Consider the following 18,386-nt stretch of genomic DNA (forward strand, 5'->3'; position numbering starts at 1 on the left):
TACCGACCTACATAAGAGTTCCGGTAATTAGTGCTGCCGGTAGTTGTAACTGTTCAAATCATAATTCGAAAAACGATACAAGTTCTTATCCCTAAGAATGGACAAGAACTTATATCGTTAACATGAAGAAGCCGTAGGCTCGGATCATAATCATTGTAATTACATTTCTTAATACATGAGTTAAGGCGGTTGGTACTTACCTTTAGCTTGTAAGTCGTCATTACCGCCGTTCTGAATTAATATCCACAGTAACCAAAGTCTACACGTGACAATATTCTATAGACGAATGACTAATTATACGGAGGTAAAAAAAATGGATCGCGGATTTTTTCCAGGAGGTATTACCGGAGGATTCGGCAGACAATTTTTCCGTCCGTTCCCTCATCCATTCTTCCCTAATCGGTTCTTGTTTCCGTCTTTTTTCTTTTCCCCTTTCTTCCCTTTCTTTAGGAACGGCAACGGAGACGACATGGTATTCGCGCAGCATCAAGTACAACCCGGTGATACATTAATGAGTATTTGTCATGTCTATAACATCCCTTACGCAATCGTGGAGGAAGCGAATTCTCACTTGAGTAACTCTCAGCAATTGAAGCCAGGGGAATCCGTCTATATTCCTCGTATCTCCAATATGATGTGCCAAAAGACTTATTCGGAGATGCCTGTTGCAGTTCAAGGTGCACAATCTATGTAGTAGATTGGCAATTCGTTAAGTAGATGCAACATCCCCTCATGCTCCGCTCAGGTTTGAATAAGACGATTAACAATAAAGGTGGAACGCTGATAATGGACGTCCCACCTTTATATTGTTGTGCAATTTAACCCGGTTTCTGAATTTGAAAATCGTCAGTTTTTAAGAAATAGGTTAAAGGCTGACCCACATGAACGAGAAAATAAAGTCATAGACTGCTGCTGTTCCCCATTAGCGCAGTGAGGGAGTCGTTCGTCCTTACAGTCTATTCGATTTAGCTCTATACTACTTCGTCTTGGCTATATAAAAATAACTTGTGATAAATTGCAATTCCCACACTCCACTTCTTTTATTTCTTAGTGTGGATTTTTGCTTAAAATATTAAAAAGACCGTTCTAGTTAGAATTGAGATTCTGTCTTTGAGATCTTCATGTTTATGGCTTAAACGCTTTAATGACTGATGATTCTTGGATTCGATCGGCGGCCATCTCAACGAAGTGAAAAGCCCGGGACTTGAAGCACATGGACTGAACCCACGCGCAGTTGAAGTAATGGCAGACGTCGGCATCGACATCTCTTCTAATACCTCCAATGTCATTGATCCGGAGACTTTGAATCGAGCAACTTACGTCATCACACTTTGCGGACATGCCGATGAGCATTGCCCCGTCATCTCCAATCCGAACGTCATCAAATGGCACTGGGCTCGGCTAAAAAGATGAAATTCACTGTGATAACTGTCGATTGTTAGATTGGCAGAATCTCCTCTATCCCGTTCAAATACGGGCGTAGCGCCTTCGGCACGTACACTGAGCCGTCTTCCTTTTGATGGTTCTCCAACAACGGAATCAGAATCCTCGGCGATGCAACCGCCGTGTTATTGAGAGTGTGGCAGTATCGCAGTTTTCCATTCGAATCCCGATATCGGATATTGGCCCGACGTGCTTGAAAATCAAGCAAGTTGGAAGCAGAATGCGTTTCTCCGTAAGATTGACGGCTTGGCATCCACGTCTCGATATCAAATTGCTTATGCGTTTTTTGGGACATATCGCCGATACATACCGCGACCACCCGATATGGTAATTCAAGCATCCGTAGAATTTCCTCGGCATGCTGAGTCATCTCCTGTAGCAACTGCTCCGATAAAACAGGATCGTTCTCACATAAAACCACCTGTTCCACCTTGGCGAATTGATGGACCCGGTAAAGCCCCTGGACATCTCGGCCGGACGACCCGATTTCTTTTCGAAAACAAGAAGTCGCCGCCGCAAGACGGATAGGGCCATTCATTTCAACGACTTCATTTCCGAAATACGACACTAGGCTCGCTTCGGAAGTACCGACCAGGTATTTGTCCTCCTCTGCAAGCGCGAAGATCTGGTCTTCGCCCGTCGGAAAAAAGCCGGTATTTAACAGCGTTTCGCCGCGTACGATCGTTGGAACTTCTAATGGCGTAAAGCCCTTGTGCTCCAGCACATCCATAGCGAGTTGCTGAACGGCTCGATGGAGACGATACCCTAATCCCTTGAGCACATAATGACGGCTACCTGCGATTTTCACCCCGCGAGGAATATCGAGAATACCCAGGCGCTCTCCGAGTTCGACATGGTTCATTGGAGAAAAATCAAATCGAGGAACCTCGCCTACTCTTCTAATCTCCACGTTGTCTTCATCCGATGCTCCATTTGGCGTGTCCAACGATACGATGTTTGGTACAAGCAGCATCCACTCCCTATAAGTATTATCTACAGTCGTCAGGCTAATTTCCAAACTTCCAAGCGATCCGTTTATTTCCTTGACCTGCTTTTTGGCTTCCTCGGCTTCGATAGGTTTACCTTGTTTCATGAGCTCGCCGATAATCTCGGACAAGCGATTTCGTTCGTACCGCAAACGTTCAACTTCGACCAACAGCCGCCTTCTTTGTTCGTCTTGCGCGAGCAAGTCCGCAATCGAAAGCGGGATTCCTTTTTGATCTGCAGTTTGCTGCAGTACTTCGCGATTTTTCCGAATAAACGCAATTTCCAGCATCTTGATCACCTCTGTCTCCTTTTTTGGTAACAAAAAGACGCCCTTCGTCCGAATTGGGACGAGGAGCGTCTGCTCGCGGTGCCACCCAACTTGATCAAACCTTGATTTATCGCAGTTCAATCCTCTTGGTTCCGCGGTAACGGGCGGTGCCGGTAAGCTTAGGATACAACCCGAAGGGGTTGCACTTGACGAGAACGCCTCCGAGTTGGATGCTCTTCATAGGCATGATCCGAATTTGTAATTATCAACATTTTAGAGCTCAATTTCGCAGATGTCAAGGGCCGAAGCAAGATCCGAACTGTCCGAATTAACCGCTGCCGTTATAAAATGGTAGCTTCGATTTTTAGGTTACTGACTGTGCCACTGCTCCCCACCCTCTCCAATCAATTGCAGCTCGATTTGTTTCATATGATAAAAATAGCCTTTTTGCTCCATTAACTCCGAATACGAGCCCGTTTCCACCACTTTGCCTTGCTCCATAACCACAATCCGATCCATTACTTCCAAGCCGGTAAGCCTATGACAAATGAGAAGAAGCGTATCTTCGGCCGCCTGTTCATAGAGATGCTTCAGAACGCGTTGCTCCGTCACGTAATCCAAGGAGGACGTCGGTTCATCCAGCAGCCAAAGCCGTCCTCTACGGAGCATGGCTCGAGCCATGGCCAAGCGCTGCTTCTCACCATCCGATAAATTCTCCCCTTTCTCGTACACGGCATCGGTTAGCGACGTATTCGGCAGCTGCACCTTGGCGAGAATATCCAATAATTGCTCGTCAGAATTTTCTTTTTCATTAAGCAGCAGGTTATCCCGGATCGTTCCCCGGAAAAAATGGCTTTGCTGGAACACCACGTTAGTCGCTGCCCAAATGCTTGTCTCTTCTATCTCTCTCACCGGTACGCCGTTTAATCGCATTTCGCCAGCCGTTGGCGTACGCAGCTTTAGCAGCAATTCTATCAACGTGGACTTTCCTGATCCGCTCGGCCCGACAATCGCCGTTTTGGAGCCTGAAGGAATCTGCAACGTGAAGTCCTTTATCGCCAGCCTCCTCTCCCCTTCATGTTGAAAGGACACGCCGGATAAATCGATTGAAACGGCAAGATCGGCAGACAACAAGCAGCTGGGGTTCAATGACGGTATAGCCGAATCCAGTACCGTTTCCGTCAGCCGCTGGGCGGCATATTCGCTATCTTGCTTGTACGCGGGTAATGTAGCCATTGCCGTTGCTTCTTCGAATACCGTCAGCGTGGCCATGACTAACATGGCTAGGAAGACTCCGGCAAGCGCTCCATCCATAATCAAATAAGCGCCAAGCGCCAGTACCCCCCAGGAAACAAGAAAGGTAATGAATGCGTGCATGGACTGTCCAAGCAACAGTTGTCCGGCTGCCCGTTGCTGATCGGCTGCCAATGCAACGGAAGCCTGCTGGAGCTGTTGCTCTCGCCGGGACAATTGCCCATATACTTTCAGATCTCTGAACCCATACAATACCTCTGTTAACTCCGTGGACAGAAGCGCCCGCTGTTGGCGGACACGACCCTGCATCTTCCGCCGTACTAGTAATGCAATTCCCGGCACAATCCATGTTGTTGCTAGCATTCCTAGTACAAGCAAGCAGGCAATCCACAGCGAGAATGAAGCGGTAAACAACATGGTAGCTAAAAAAACGGTGACGACAATGACAGGCGGATAAGCGACGCGCAGAAAATAATGCTGCAAACTTTCCACATCGCCAACGATCCGCGCAAGCAAATCTCCGCTACGATTCTTGTTCCATATCCCAGGCGATAAAGGGATAAGCTTCGCAAAAAAAGAGGTGCGCAAACGGCTTAGCATAGAGAATGTGGCCCTGTGGGAATACAAACGCTCTCCGTAACGACTCGCTGCCCGAAGGATACCAAGCAGCTTGACCAGCGACGTAAGAACGATCAAAGTGTACAGCGGTGGCGCAAAAACCGATTGCGATATCAGGTACCCGCTCGCGGCAAAGAGGGCGACGCCTGCTAGTCCTGCAATAAATCCTCCTAATATCGAAAGGATAATATCCTTGCGCTCTCGAATCATAGCTTTGGACAAAATAGCCCATTCGTTCATGCTAACCCTCCTTTAAGTTGGACATCGACCATCTCCGCATAAGAAGGCAAGCGTTTCATAAGCTCATCATGATTTCCCGAACTCACTAAAGTTCCATGGTCCATAAACAAAATGTTGTCCGCATGTCGAATTGTATATAAACGATGAGCCACCGTAATCATCGTCGCCGTTGATGCTAAAGCGGCAATGGAGCGTTGAAGAACGCGCTCGGTGCGCAGATCGAGTCCCACCGTAGGCTCGTCAAACAAGATAAGAGTAGGACGCTTCAGAAAAGCCCGCGCTAAGGAAAGTCGTTGCTTTTCCCCACCGGATAATCCTCTGCCGCCTTCACCAACGAAGGTATCCAATCCCTGCTCCAATTTGGCTGCAACCCCAGAAAGTCCGGCCTCTTCCGCCGCCTTTTCGATTTCCTCTCTCGTGACGTTCCGACCGGCGCCGATCGCGATGTTATCGGCGAAAGTACCTGCAAAAATATAAGGATGCTGCGTAATGTAACTAATATGTTCGAACCATATCGTCTCATCCTTTTGCGAGAGGGGGGTTCCGTTTACCAGGATCGCCCCCGATTTCGGTTTCAGCAGCCCAGAAATGAGATGGAGTAAGGTCGTTTTACCGGATCCGCTTCTACCGACTATGGCAATATTCTGTCCGGTTCCAACTTTGATCGGTCCTACTTTAAGCTCAAATGAACCAGGAGCATACTGAAACCTCACATTGTCCAGTTCAATGGAAGGCGGCAATGTAAGTAGTTCCTTAGCGGATGCACGCCCCTCTTCCGTTAGCTCCATTTGATCGTTCCTATCGTTTGTTTCTTCAAGAATGATTTCAACCTTGCGAATCGCCCCCATACTTGTTCGACCGCTGTGAAATGCTGTCCCCGTATTCTTTAACAGGCTGTAAAACTCGGGAACGAGCAGGAGAACGAGAAAAGCGGTGTGGAACGACATCGACTTTAAGACAAGCAATTGAATGGCCAATTCGAGAGCCACGATACCTATGCTTAACATCACAATCGATTCCAGCATGAAGGTATTCGTAAACGCGATTCTCAAAATAGTCATCGTGGCATCACGGTAACCCAGGCTGCTGCGTTCGATTTCTTGCTCTTGTCGGTTGGCTCGTCCGAATATTTTCAAGGTAACGAGTCCTTGAAGAGAATCGAGAAACGTTCCGGCAAACTCGGCCAATTGCGAATATTTTTCTTCGGATTTCTTTTTCGTCTTCAATCCCACCAGAATCATGAATATCAGGATAAATGGAGCCGTAAACAGCATAATGAAGCCTGAGTTGGCATGCAGGGTAAAGGTAACGATCAATAGCAGAATCGGGATAACCGCTGCTTCCACCATTCGAGGCATGTACTGGCTAAAATAACCGTCAGACTCATCCACAGCATCCAGAGCAATACTAACCTTCCCTCCTGTATGGCCGCGAAGAGTTACAGGCATGGACGATTGGAAAAAGTTCTTCAAAACGGCTGTACGCATATTCGTTTTGGCGGTAGTAGCCATACGCAATCCAATTACGCCGTTCCCGTATGACAACAGAGTGCGTGTGGCCATAACGGCCAGCAGAATTCCGAGTAAACCGGCAACCGATGGGAAGGAAGCACTCTCCACGAATATCCGCTGGACGGCTTCCGCCAACAAGGCGGCCTGACCCGCAATGGCAATGCCAAGCGCAAGGGAAATGAACGCTAAGTAAACGAGACGATTGCGTTGAGCAGACAGTTGCTGAGCAGTCAGGCTTGTTTTCTTCTTCATGTTTTCTTTCCTTTCACATAATCTGCGTCAAACAGGAAGAGCTTGAAGACCAGGATAAGGGATGGGATCAACAAGCACATACCGCCGACAAACACGACAACCAGTGCAAAGCCCATAGAGGGGGAAGTCACGCTGCTCTGAATCGTGATGTAGGGATCAAGAAGGTAAGGATATTGTCCAATCCCGTAAGCGAAGAAGGCACAGAAAAATTGCAGCATGATGCATATGAAAGCTAATCCGTATCGACGTCCGCGGTACAACAGCCACATGGCGATCGCGAAGAAAGCAATGGAAAGAGCAAGCAGCCACCATAAATCCATCATATTTTGATAATGCCGCTCATTGTGTTGGCCCAAATAGATAAAGGCAGTTAGCGCGATAATTATCGTCGGCGTACTCCAAAACAGCGAATAGGTCCGCATCAGCTTGAGCGCGGAGTTATCCTCTGCCCGAGAAGCGTAAAAGGCCAGGAAGGAAGCGCTAATGAACAAGACGGATACGATTGCCAATCCAACGATGCTCCAAGATAACGGATCGGTGAGCAACGCCCAGTAATCCAGAGAAACCGTCTCCTCCTGCTTCAAGATAAAACCACCTTCGGACAGGGTCAGCGCTACGGACAACGAAGCCGGAATAAGTAACCCCGAAGCTCCGTACAAGAACAGATACACGATGTGATTCTTGGAACCATAATTCTCGAATGCATAGAATGAACCGCGAACGGCGAGCAGAATAATAGCTAGGCTTCCTGGGACAAGTAGCGCCGAGCCATAGTAATAGGCGGTATCCGGAAAGAAACCGACAATACCAATGTAGAAAAAGACAAAAAACACATTGGTGATCTCCCACACGGGCGATAAATAACGGGAAATCAGGCGATTGATCAGATGATCCTGCTTCGTCAAGCGGGCATAGAAGGCAAAGAAACCGGCTCCGAAATCAATGGAGGCTATAATTAAATATCCGTACAAAAACAGCCAGAGCACTGAAATTCCAATCAACTCGTAATTCATCATACGTGCTCTCCTTCCCCTGTCGTCTTGAACATGCGCCGAAGAACGAAAATGCTAACAGCACCGAGTACGATGTACAGAAGCAAAAAGAGGAAGAATAGAATGATCACGCTAGGCGATGTCGTAGCCGCTTCTTCGACACGCATATATCCTCGAATAATCCACGGTTGCCGGCCCAACTCGGCGTAAAACCAGCCAAGCTCAACCCCTATCAAAGCGAGCGGCGCGCCTAAAGCAATAACGCGAAGCAGCCACTTGTTGAGTTCATTGCGCTTACGCCAGAATACGAATACGAAATACAGAACGGATATGCCCAACAACAGGAATCCGACCCCTGCCATCAAATCGAACAAATAGTGCACGAGAAGCGGCGGCTGGTCTTCGGGCGGAAATTCGTTTAAACCCGTCACTTCCGCCTTGAAATCTCCGAAAGCAAGGAAGCTCAGTAATTTCGGCAGGTGAATCGCACCTATTATTTTATGCTCGGCATTAAGCCACCCCAATAGAATCAAATCCGCGCCGCTTTCGGTCTCGAAATGCCATTCTGCAGCGGCTAACTTCTCCGGCTGGTGCTCGGCCAAAAATTTGGCAGATACGTCTCCGGCTAACGTGTTTAGCAACCCGAATAAAAGAGCAACGGCCATCATAAGCTTCAGGGCTTTTCGGTGATAACCGGTAACGCCCTTTCTAAGCATCGTAAAGGCGGCTATTCCTGCTAATAAAGCAGCACCTGTTAAATAGGCCGAGCTTAGTACATGGAACACCTTGGAGAACGTCGCCGTATTCAGCATTGCTTGAACCGGGTCGACGGCTGTGAATTGGCCTCCCTCCATCGTAAATCCACCTGGCTGATTCATGAATCCGTTAACTGTCGTGATAAAAACAGCAGACATCCCTGCCCCGATTACAATAGGAATCGTGAGCAACCAATGAATGTATGGATTCTTGAACCGCTCCCACGTATACAGGTATATGCCCAGGAAGATGGCTTCGAAGAAGAATGCGAATACTTCCATGAACAACGGAAGCGCAATAACGTTCCCCGCCAGCTTCATAAAATTCGGCCACACCAAGGCCAGTTGTAGAGAGATCGCCGTGCCTGTCACGACGCCGACCGCAACGGAAATGACAAATCCCCGCGCCCACCTCTTTGCCATCTGCGTGTAATGCGGATCTTGCTTGCGGATGCCGATGAACTCGGCTATCGCGATCATAAGCGGGATACCGACGCCAAGCGTCGCGAATATAGCGTGGAACCCCAGCGTCATTCCTGTCACCAGCTTACTCCACAGAACCGTATCAATCCCCATTCCGTACTCCCTCCGTTACAAAGCGGTGTGGTAATTCGAAATGATTATATCTTTTACTCTAATGTAAAAAAATCAAGGTCACATCTTCGCCCCTAAAAGTTCAAGACGAGATCAATTCTTTCCGACAACTCGGTGAAAAACGCAAAAAAGGCCCAATCGGGCCATTGATTTTATCGAGCTTATCATAGTAACGTTATTCATTGCTTTACTGAACTCTAGGACATTAAGACGTGAGTTCTTCCAGCTAGCTACGACTGACCTTAATGAACTATCGTTCTCCGTTCAATGCTGTCGACCAGACCGGCGCGATCGGTCCATGGACAACACGGCTACCGCTAATTGCAGATTTTCGTACTGGATATTGTTTTAGAATTCGATGTTTTGGCAACTTCGGGGCGTCGAAGGGTAAATTAATGCTCCCCTTTTCCATCCGACCACGCCTCTGGTGAGTTTAACTCGCGTTTTCCAGTGCAGTCGCGACTCCAGGTCAACACCTGATTTACGGTCCCATCTCTATTCAAGTTCTTGTCTCCGGCAATGGACAAGAACGTGCATCTATAAAACAAAAAACTCCGCGCAACGCGCGGAGTCTAATCAATTTATGTTCTTGTCCTTAATTTGCATTCTGCCGTTCAAGCAGGTTTCATCGTCCTTCTCTTAAGTATGAAACGTTCCTCTTATCCTTTAAAAAAATCGGCGCGATTCATATAGATGACATCCATCTTCTCCAGAATCGGCCCGCTCTCCTCGGATTTGCGTTTTACTTCGTTCCATTCCGGATCATTCCTAAAGGTATCCCACTGCTGCTGCCCTTCCTCCATATCCTTGTATTCCATCACGTAATACAACTTCGGGATCCCGGTCTGATCGATCCAGAGATCAGTTACCTTCATTTCCAGCCGCTCGAAAATACCAAGAGTATGCTTGCTGAAACGTTCCAGAATCGCATCCATTCTTCCGTCATGCATCGTATAAATACGCAACTCGATTCCCTCGCTTTCTGAGAATCGCAAAGTCTTTTTTGCCGGCTTTGCTTACGATTTTACCAGTATTTCTCGATCGTGTAACCGACAAACTTCGCATGGTTCTCAAACGTCTTGAAAAAAATTGCGCTCGCCAGGACGGTCCAAAGGACCGGCCCGGCGAGCGCAACCGACTGCTTTAATTTCCGTAAACTTTCCAGGATTCGATGCCTGTAGATGTGGTAGATTTAGCCGTTATGCTAAGCCGGATTTGATTCGTCGTAACCGGTGTGAACGTCGTCGTGTTGTACTGGTTCGCCAGCAAGCCGAGACCCGACGGGCTAGCCACGTTCGTCCAGGCGCTGCCGTTCCAGTATTGAATCGTATACGAAGCCGGCAGGTCGATGCCCCCATCGTCGTCGAACCAATAAACGTCGACGGAGGAAATCGTTTTGTTCGCGCTAAACGTATACTGTACCCATTGCGTCGAACCTGGATTATCCCAGTTGCCGTACACCGAATGGCCGCGATCGTTCGAGCTCGTCGGCGTATAGCCGTCGTTCAAGCCCGCCAAGCTTTCCCACGAGGAGACGAAGGAAGTCGACGCCGTCGCTTGCGGCGCGATGTCCGTAGGAGCCGTGCCTCCGCCCATGAGCGCGCTGATTTCCGAAGCGCTAAGCGCTCTGCTGTAAATGCGGAAGTCGTCTACCGAACCGTTGAAGTAAGCATCGCCGGAGAATTGCGATCTGCCGATCCAGTTGTTCGTCGTCGTGCCGAGGCTGGACGGATTCAGCGTCATGCTCGTGTTCGTCGCTACCTGCACGCCGTCCACGTACAATCTGCCCGTCGAACCGGAAATCGTGACCGCGACGTGTTTCCATACGCCCGTCGGGAACGCGGTCGTCGAGCTGATTTGCTGCTCGGAACCGTTGCCGCTGTTCGTGATGGCGAAGCGGAGACCCGCGCCGCCTGGTTGAGGCGTCAAGAACATATAGTTCGTCGTGCTGGAGCCGATATCGAAAATGCGCGCCCAGTTGCTTAAGCTATTCGCATTTACCCACGCGGCGATCGTCACGCTAGTCGCGCCGCTGGCGATACCGCTCGGCATGCTAACGTAGCCGTTGGAACCATTCAAGGTAACCGCGTTTCCAGTCTGCCCGGCAGAGAACGTCGCGCCGCCGTTTAGCGTGCCCGTCTTATTATTGCCTGACGAGTCCGCTGCCGATGTTCCGCTCGTCTCGCTGAACTGATAGCGAACGAGCTGGTCCGGTAGCGAAGCTTGAACCGTCTTCGTTACCGTATCCGTCGATTGCAACGCGGTATCGTTCGCGGTAAGCAAGAACACATAAGTGCCCGGAACGGTTACCGTCGCCGTCGTATTCAGCGAGTTCGGACTTGCGATCGTCGCGCTTCCAGGACCGCTTTGCAGACTCCATGTCGTCGTGACGGTCGCGCCCGTAGGCAGGCCGTCATCGCTTACCGTTCCCGATAGCGCGATCGTCGAAGGAAGCGCGATCGTCGCGTTGGAGCCGGCATCTACGATCGGCGCGCTGTTTACCGATGTGCCACCACCCAACACAAAGGTCAGTAAGCTAGAGGTGCTCAATGCACCATCATTAGCGGTGAGCCTTGCCGTATAGGAGCCTGCTTGGGTACCTACAGCTTTTGTGATTGCTGATTTAGAATTGGTAAAGCTTAGTTGGCCACCTGACGGAGTGCTGACAACTTCCCATAGGTAGGTCATAGCGCCATTCGGTGCGCCGTCGTCGGTCACAATTCCGTTCAACAAAATCGGAAGATTTACCGGCGGGCTTAGTGTCACCGCCTCTGTAGTAACCTGTGGAGCTTGATTTGCTCCAGTAAGTGACTTTTCAATGAGCACTTCAGCAGTAGTTAGCGCACTGCTCATTTGAAACATAGCAACACCTTTATTGTTTTGCACATAGAACTGTCCGACATTTGCACCATTCAGCTTGATTGTATAATAGCCATTCTCTAATCCTGACCCATCGAGAGTAATCCTTGATGCGTGCGTTTTTTGAGCAAGATTCGAGATTTGCAGAGTAATTGCCTTACCGTCTTTTTGAATCAACGCACTTTGAATTTTATCGCTTTCCGAAACTAGGTAAATTTTCTCTTTGATTAGGTTGATACGTTTGCCAAAACCGTCTTTTGGTGTGATATTGTATTTGTTGCTTACGTCAGTGACTGTAGCTCCATACCCGAAAAGCCCAAATACCGGATCGGTGACAATATCAGAACTGATACGCAATAGTGAGCCATAGAGTCCTTCCTCTGATTCTCCAGAAAAGTCCTGCCAGCCGTTGTTCATAACGCGTGTACCACCATCGTATACGTCTTTGGTTCCTGTTCCGCCCTTATGAGCATTAAATCTCCAAGCGGTACTTCCTACAGACTGAGCTGATATCTGCCCCATATTAATAGCGTTGAAGTTTGAAATCTTCGCAGCATAGTTGCGCTGCTGTGCGACAGCCGTCTGATCTGCAGTCCTGCCATCAGCCTGATAGCGAAGCATATCATCCATAATGGATCCTGCCAAAGACGTGGTATATTGGAAATTCCACCAGCTTTCGCCGGCGCGGAATGCCGGTACGGAATAGAAGTACCAAGCAGGCTGGATACCACGCATTGCACGAGTCTTCAAGTCATCTGCTTTCATGCTTTCCAAGGCTTTGGCTACCTTCGAGTCTTGTGGGTAGTAAGTGCGCAATGCCTTTGCTGCTGCATAGGCTCCTTCTTCACCAGTATTGTCATATTCAAATTCTGACCCGTAAGGATAAGGAGCGTTTAACACGCTCGTTGCTTTATTTTGAGCAAACTTCGTTTTTAGATTATTATACTCAGTTAGCATTCCTTCTTCTTTAAGTGCTTCAATTAAATCTGGAATTTGTTGTTCACCGTAGAATCCGGTTGCTCCGGTGCCGACACGGTTATAGTAAATGCCATAGGCCTTTTCCAGATAGAATTGTGGAGATTCGCGATACTCTATCATATTGGGATATGCCTTTTGGATCCGATACATGTTGAAGAAGCCACTCACTTCCATCGCTTCAGAAAATGTCCGTACATAGGGCGCATTTGAAGTTGAGTAAATACCTGAAGCATTGAGATAGTTCGCAACCCTAAAAGTTGATTGCGTATATTTCATATAATTTTTCCACATGAAGTCGATCAGGTAGTTTTCAATAGATCGAATTTCACTAGCTTTAGGATCGAGATAATTCTTCATAGTCATGAAGTTGATGTTATCGTGGCTCCAGTCATCTCCCCAATGGCTGGTCGTCGTATCAAGACCGGTTGTAAGGTACCAGTCACGGTAGATACCGAAGGTAGGACTAGTCGTGACCTTATCCTGAGTATTATCTACCATAAATTGGCTGTGGGCTTGCGATGTTTGGTCAAGCTCAGCTAGAATATTGAATTCAAATTGGGTAAATTTATTCACCCCTACAGGATCAGATTTTAGCTTATAATTCACACGAACGCTGTTATTGCCGATATTGTCAAAAGTAAGAGCATAGATATGATGCTGTTCCCCGTTTATTATCTTAGTTTCCACAAACGTTGCGGATTTTGTATATCCCGGGTTCCCGGAAGGTAAACCACGTCCGGTACGAGTATTGTTGACCATAGCGGCTCTGTTCGTACCTTTAATAACCGGGATATGTGCTGCATCATATGGATCATTCTGGAGGATATTCTGAATCTCTATCGACTGAAAATCTATTTTAGTGTTGTCGAAATGCAGATCCAGCTTGACAGGCATATTGATTGCAGCCTGGAAGCCAGGCAACGCCACTGCGTCAATCATCCCTGATTTGTATAGAATGGAACGAAGGTTTTTCTCACGGTCTTCCATAGAAGTAGAAGCATTATTTGAACTTGCGGCATTTGCTTGCGGTGTGTTGTCGCCTGCGCGTACCGCTGAAAACTTAAACTTATATGTTTTTTCCGCTTGAGGCGCCAAAACCAAGCTAGTGGCATCAGTAAAATATCCACGACCTGTTTTCGATATATCCTTGGAGTGAATATATAGAACACTCAGTCCCGGGAACCAGCCGCCACTGTCACCGACCCAGTTTGAGTACAGAGATCCAGCACGAACTTCACCCGCGTCACCCAACCAATAATCAACATATTCGATGCGTGCGCCGCTTTCCGGCACTGGGGAGAACATCATGAAATTCCCTTCGCCGCTCGTGCGGATGGCATAGGAATAACCACTATCAGCACCGGCAAAATTATGCACAGTAACTCGGTTGTCATAGGTATCTGATGTACTTAAATATTTGTTATTCCATGGCATCGGCAAACCGATATCACCGAATTCAATATATTTGGTGCTTTTGTTTTTCAAGGTGATTTCCCACTGCAATGAACCGTCACTAGTATCCATATTAAATACAGATTTCACGTCAAAACCTTTCATCACGCGAGCAGTTGTAGAAGTAAGGGCCTGTCCGATAAAATTGACTTCTACTTTCTTGCCGTCTGAAGCAGCCACCTTCGTAAAATATTGGTTACTAGCATTGATGGTTGTATATTTAGTCGATCCACCAGCCGCCAGTGTTTTATTTGTATCAACTTCTACAAAGCCAACCCTGTCGTTAGGGAATACTGCCGTGTCACCGGTACGGTAAGAAAAAAGCATTTCGCCCATCCATTGGTGCTGGACGTCGTTCTGTGGTGACGTAGAGTTTGGCAAAACAAAATTGACAACAGCATTTTTTTTGTTTAATGGGTTATTCTTGATATTTAGTACTTCAATCTGCCCTAAATCCCCGATCGTAGCAGAAAGACTATCATTAGCGATAACATTCGCTGCAGCGGATACCGAAGGCGCCTCGTTAATCCCAACCGGCAATAATTCGAAAAACAGTGCAAATCCAGTAATCAATGATATCAATCTTTTATTAACCGTTTTCATAATATCCTCCTGTTCACATTTCAAAATTAGTTTTTTAAAGATTCAATCCATTGCTTGTCCTCTCATTGACCCTCTGTAACGTTCCTATACCTAGTAATTGGCCTTTATCAGAAAGCGCTTTCAATTTTTACCCGAGTAATTCTTTCAATTAATCGCTAGAAGCTTTTCATCAATTCCACCTTGCGTAGCTATATACTGGCTTGACACCGTCCGGGTAGAAGTCTCCTCCCTTCAAAATAGCTATAGTTGATACGTCTAGCCATTTAATTCAAACACTCAAAACCTTTAAGCTCTCCAGAAAAATTCAGCATCAATTTCGTGAATTTGCCCAATACAGCTGCTTTATGAGCTGCTGCATATCTTCGCTTCTTCACCATGACACTGTAACAGAAAGAACTTTATTCAAGTGTACTAGATTCACATGTGAAAGAATATCAAATTTCCACCCTGTTTTTTTACATTTACAACCTTTATATTACAGTTTATCTCTGGTGAATTCATCAGATTTTCGTCTATTTATTTATGTATATCCATGAGTGCCACACCAGATATATGGTTCTTGATCTGATTTTGATTGAACGGTTTACCGTTTCCTTTTGATGTTATTATCGTCTCCTCTGTTCAACAACAAATGCTTCCTAACATTACCATTAAGATTTTTTATTTCCATTATTATTCCTCAATAAGTGAAAAAGAAATACAAAGTCGACCGGCGCGATCGGTACACAAATAACATGGCTGCCCTATTGCAGATTTTCTACTTGGATATTGTTCGGAATTCGATGTTTTGGCAACTTCGGCTTCAGCGTCGAAGGAAAAAATCAATGTCCCCTCCTTTCTCCATCAGGCAGGAGGACCACGTCTCTGGCGAGCCGTGCCAGCGCAAACCATACCATACCATACCATACCCCCTTCCTTTCTATGACTGTAAAATTTCGCTTTTACCACCAACCTTGCGAATATAGAATACCCGCGCCGGCCAAGCGCTTCGGGTGATCCCATTCGACGTCGCTCCACTCTGACTTCGCGAACTGTTTCTGGCGCAGCTGTCGGCTTCGCTTCCCAATCATCATTAAATTGAAAGCGCAGGCTAGTCAATGATTGTTCGCGACAAACAATGTAAGTTCTTGTCCATAGTCAAGAAACGATGTAAGTTCTTGTCCTAAACTTTGGACAAGAACTTACATTGCCAAAACAAAAAAGCCGCGATATTAACGGCTTCTAATCGATATATGTTTGTCCTTCGACAGGAGTGTCAACTTATAGAAGCTAGTATTATCAAAAATAGAATAACTTCATTATTAGTCCCCCCCTGCTCTAATGACAGGAACACTCCCTTGTAAAGCCGTGTTTTTCACAAAGAGTTGTAAACAATTGCTGCTTTTCCTTATCAGTGAAATTGTCATGAACCGATTGCGTCACTTGGACTCTTTCCCGCACAGCTTTCCTTGATAAATTGTGATCGACAAACAGAATCTGGCTTACGTGTAACTCTGGTATGTTGAGAAGTTCGTTGATATACTGGGTTTGCATCTGCTTATTCCTTTTGAAGGCATCAATGACAACAAACCAATCTGACGATGAGGTGTTTGTAAATGGCATTAATGTCCACATTCACGAGCTTCAATCTGCCTGTAAACAACGTAGAACAATCGAAGGCGTTCTTCACCGGACTCGGATTCGAGCTCAACCCGCAATTCCCCGAGAATGAGAAGTCGGTAGCCATCGTGATCGGCGACAACCTGCAGGTCATGCTGCTCACCAAAGAACTTTTAAAGTCGCTCACGCAGAAGGAAACCGTTGATACGGAAAAGTATGCGCAAATGACGATCGCATTGGCCTTCGAGAGCCGAGAAAAGGTGGATGAAATCGTGAATGCTGCGGTCTCCTTGGGCGGGAAATCGTACGAAGAACCTGAGGATTATGGATTCATGTATCATTGGGCCTTCGAGGACTTGGACGGCCATATGTGGGCAATCAACTACATGAACACGGATGCAGCTCAAGGTTAAAAGCTACTTAAGTTTTCAATAATTGTGGAGGAGGTCCCTTTATTTCCTCTTCCGTCCGATATTCATTCTACACGCACATTAAACTGCTTATCATAGTATTAATTGTCGTTATCTTGACAATCGCCTAAAACAAGAGCAATCGCTGGGATACCCCAAATGCGATTGCTCTTAGCTTAGGAACCGGCGTTCCCCTTTTTCTCGGTGTTCTCTTCCCCGTCTATGAGTTCTTTAGTTCCCGATCTAAACTCCCTTATCGTGGTACCGATCGCTTTGCCGAGTTGCGGCAGTTTTGAAGGTCCGAATATGAGCAAGGCAATAAGGACTAATAATATTATTCCCGTCCATCCTATATTTAATGGCATTAATCCCTCCTCCTCTCTTCCTGTTTACGCACTTACGAATAGAGCCGTAACGTACATTAACAACAGGCCAAGCGTCAATCCGACTAAATTCGTCCATGAGACGGCAGCTATGTTTTTCTTTTCGGCTTCTTTAAGAATCATTCGGCCGATCGAATAGATCACTTGAGCGATTGCGCCGGCGCCTATTCCGAAGAACAGAGAAGCGAACGTGGGATTATATATAAAACCGCCTATCCAAGTGCCGATAATCGCAGGGGCTCCGCCCACGATCGCTAACGCCAAAAAGGTTTTCCAAGAAGGCTGCTCCTTCAACAGAGGCGAAGCAATGCCCACTCCCTCCGTGACGTTGTGAAGCGTAAATCCGATAATCAGGAACGTACCGAGTGCGGCTTCGCCGGCAGCGAATGCAGCTCCGATCGCCAGCCCTTCCCCGAGATTGTGGAGACCGATGCCGCCGGCGATTTTATAAGCGATTTGTTTCCCGGATGTTTTCCCTTTTAGTTGATTCCCTTGATCAAGCGCCAATAAGAATAAAAAGCTCAAGAGAGCTCCGAACCAAACAAGTCCCGTTCCTTGAAATAGGCTTGGTGCGGTTGCGCCGATTTCCAATCCTTCATTAAAGGTATCGATAACGAGAAAAAACAATAACCCTATCGTCAAAGCCAGTATCCCCTGCACGCCTTTGTCCGAAAACCTCCGCAAAAAGGGAAACCATAGTAATCCCAGTCCTACAGGGACTACGCCGACATAAAAGCCGATCAATGCGTACTGAGCGAAACGGCTAGCATCGGCGACGGGCGTTTTAGCGGCAATAGGTACCTCTCCCGAAAAGATCAGGCCGTTTGTCGTAATCAGGTTGATCGTATACGGATCGCCTTCTACCCAACCGTACGGAATGTCTATCACGGTTTGATCAAGTCGATTAAGCGTCTGGCTCGGCCGAAAGGTCGCGTTCCAGAAGGCGTCGTTTACGATGACTTGCGCTATGGATACGGAATCCGGCCCTGTATTTAGAACTTTAACCGTAAAGCCTTCGTCCGTAAGCGTAATTTTCTCGATATCCAATACTTCTAGCGGTGCAACGGGCTCATCCTTGACCCCAGTCCCGAAGTGGAATAGGGCGTAAATGATTATTGCAAGTAACATTAGCGGCAAGATTCCCCATATCCAGATTGCTTTACGAGGTTTCGATTGAAGAGTTTCGAC

General features: G+C 47.2%; 11 protein-coding genes and 1 pseudogene. 3 read left to right on the forward strand and 9 right to left on the reverse strand.

The window, feature by feature from the left end; genetic code table 11:
* The first annotated feature begins 313 nt into the window (after positions 1-313).
* Together ACFO1S_RS24385 and ACFO1S_RS24390 are read left to right on the forward strand one after the other, a co-directional pair.
* Complete coding sequence (locus ACFO1S_RS24385) at positions 314-694, forward strand: LysM peptidoglycan-binding domain-containing protein (protein WP_204602447.1); 381 nt, start codon at positions 314-316, stop codon at positions 692-694.
* Positions 695-1,155: 461 nt separating this feature from the next.
* Positions 1,156-1,395 (forward strand): annotated as a pseudogene (locus ACFO1S_RS24390) (arsenate reductase/protein-tyrosine-phosphatase family protein); the annotation flags it as partial.
* A gap of 43 nt (positions 1,396-1,438) precedes the next feature.
* On the opposite strand, the gene serS reads toward ACFO1S_RS24390, so the two are convergent.
* From serS to ACFO1S_RS24425, 7 genes are all read right to left on the reverse strand, one after another.
* Entirely contained in the window at positions 1,439-2,719 is a 1,281-nt protein-coding gene (gene serS / locus ACFO1S_RS24395) for a serine--tRNA ligase (protein WP_204602588.1), read from the reverse strand.
* 348 nt (positions 2,720-3,067) lie between these two features.
* Positions 3,068-4,810 carry a thiol reductant ABC exporter subunit CydC gene (gene cydC / locus ACFO1S_RS24400; protein ID WP_204602445.1) on the reverse strand — a complete coding sequence of 581 codons (1,743 nt, stop codon included), beginning with the start codon at positions 4,808-4,810 and terminating at the stop codon, positions 3,068-3,070.
* Entirely contained in the window at positions 4,807-6,573 is a 1,767-nt protein-coding gene (gene cydD / locus ACFO1S_RS24405) for a thiol reductant ABC exporter subunit CydD (RefSeq protein WP_204602444.1), read from the reverse strand. Before cydD ends, cydC begins: the two co-directional genes overlap by 4 nt.
* The gene (locus ACFO1S_RS24410; protein WP_204602443.1) at positions 6,570-7,589 is read right to left on the reverse strand and encodes a cytochrome d ubiquinol oxidase subunit II; all 1,020 of its coding nucleotides are present in this window, start codon (positions 7,587-7,589) and stop codon (positions 6,570-6,572) included. The genes cydD and ACFO1S_RS24410 overlap by 4 nt, the downstream gene beginning before the upstream one ends.
* The gene (locus tag ACFO1S_RS24415) at positions 7,586-8,896 is read right to left on the reverse strand and encodes a cytochrome ubiquinol oxidase subunit I (RefSeq protein ID WP_204602442.1); all 1,311 of its coding nucleotides are present in this window, start codon (positions 8,894-8,896) and stop codon (positions 7,586-7,588) included. The genes ACFO1S_RS24410 and ACFO1S_RS24415 overlap by 4 nt, the downstream gene beginning before the upstream one ends.
* Positions 8,897-9,573: 677 nt before the next feature.
* Positions 9,574-9,879, reverse strand: a complete 306-nt coding sequence (locus tag ACFO1S_RS24420; RefSeq protein WP_378127736.1) for an NIPSNAP family protein — start codon at positions 9,877-9,879, stop codon at positions 9,574-9,576.
* Positions 9,880-10,057: 178 nt separating this feature from the next.
* Positions 10,058-14,806: a LamG-like jellyroll fold domain-containing protein gene (locus tag ACFO1S_RS24425; protein WP_378127737.1), complete on the reverse strand. Its 4,749-nt coding sequence runs from the start codon at positions 14,804-14,806 to the stop codon at positions 10,058-10,060.
* Positions 14,807-16,401: 1,595 nt separating this feature from the next.
* Between ACFO1S_RS24425 and ACFO1S_RS24430 the strand changes: the two genes are divergently transcribed.
* Positions 16,402-16,818, forward strand: a complete 417-nt coding sequence (locus ACFO1S_RS24430; protein ID WP_204602440.1) for a VOC family protein — start codon at positions 16,402-16,404, stop codon at positions 16,816-16,818.
* A gap of 173 nt (positions 16,819-16,991) precedes the next feature.
* Here the strand turns inward: ACFO1S_RS24430 and tatA are convergent, their stop codons facing one another.
* Together tatA and ACFO1S_RS24440 are read right to left on the reverse strand one after the other, a co-directional pair.
* On the reverse strand, positions 16,992-17,180 hold the full coding sequence (gene tatA / locus ACFO1S_RS24435; RefSeq protein WP_204602439.1) for a twin-arginine translocase TatA/TatE family subunit: 189 nt from the start codon (positions 17,178-17,180) through the stop codon (positions 16,992-16,994).
* Positions 17,181-17,204: 24 nt separating this feature from the next.
* A complete protein-coding gene (locus ACFO1S_RS24440; protein ID WP_378127738.1) occupies positions 17,205-18,326 on the reverse strand; it encodes a ZIP family metal transporter in 1,122 nt (373 codons plus the stop codon).
* Between the last annotated feature and the right edge of the window lie 60 nt (positions 18,327-18,386).

This window comes from Cohnella boryungensis, from assembly GCF_042651945.1.
In the GTDB taxonomy this organism is placed as follows: domain Bacteria; phylum Bacillota; class Bacilli; order Paenibacillales; family Paenibacillaceae; genus Cohnella; species Cohnella boryungensis.

What these genes read in the sequence shown, in the direction of transcription:
- cydC (WP_204602445.1), bottom strand. Translation starts at nt 4,810, where the DNA reads ATGAACGAATGGGCTATTTTGTCCAAAGCTATGATTCGAGAGCGCAAG.
- ACFO1S_RS24410 (WP_204602443.1), bottom strand. Translation starts at nt 7,589, where the DNA reads ATGATGAATTACGAGTTGATTGGAATTTCAGTGCTCTGGCTGTTTTTG.
- ACFO1S_RS24415 (WP_204602442.1), bottom strand. Translation starts at nt 8,896, where the DNA reads ATGGGGATTGATACGGTTCTGTGGAGTAAGCTGGTGACAGGAATGACG.
- serS (WP_204602588.1), bottom strand. Translation starts at nt 2,719, where the DNA reads ATGCTGGAAATTGCGTTTATTCGGAAAAATCGCGAAGTACTGCAGCAA.
- ACFO1S_RS24430 (WP_204602440.1), top strand. Translation starts at nt 16,402, where the DNA reads ATGGCATTAATGTCCACATTCACGAGCTTCAATCTGCCTGTAAACAAC.
- ACFO1S_RS24385 (WP_204602447.1), top strand. Translation starts at nt 314, where the DNA reads ATGGATCGCGGATTTTTTCCAGGAGGTATTACCGGAGGATTCGGCAGA.
- cydD (WP_204602444.1), bottom strand. Translation starts at nt 6,573, where the DNA reads ATGAAGAAGAAAACAAGCCTGACTGCTCAGCAACTGTCTGCTCAACGC.
- ACFO1S_RS24440 (WP_378127738.1), bottom strand. Translation starts at nt 18,326, where the DNA reads ATGTTACTTGCAATAATCATTTACGCCCTATTCCACTTCGGGACTGGG.
- ACFO1S_RS24425 (WP_378127737.1), bottom strand. Translation starts at nt 14,806, where the DNA reads ATGAAAACGGTTAATAAAAGATTGATATCATTGATTACTGGATTTGCA.
- tatA (WP_204602439.1), bottom strand. Translation starts at nt 17,180, where the DNA reads ATGCCATTAAATATAGGATGGACGGGAATAATATTATTAGTCCTTATT.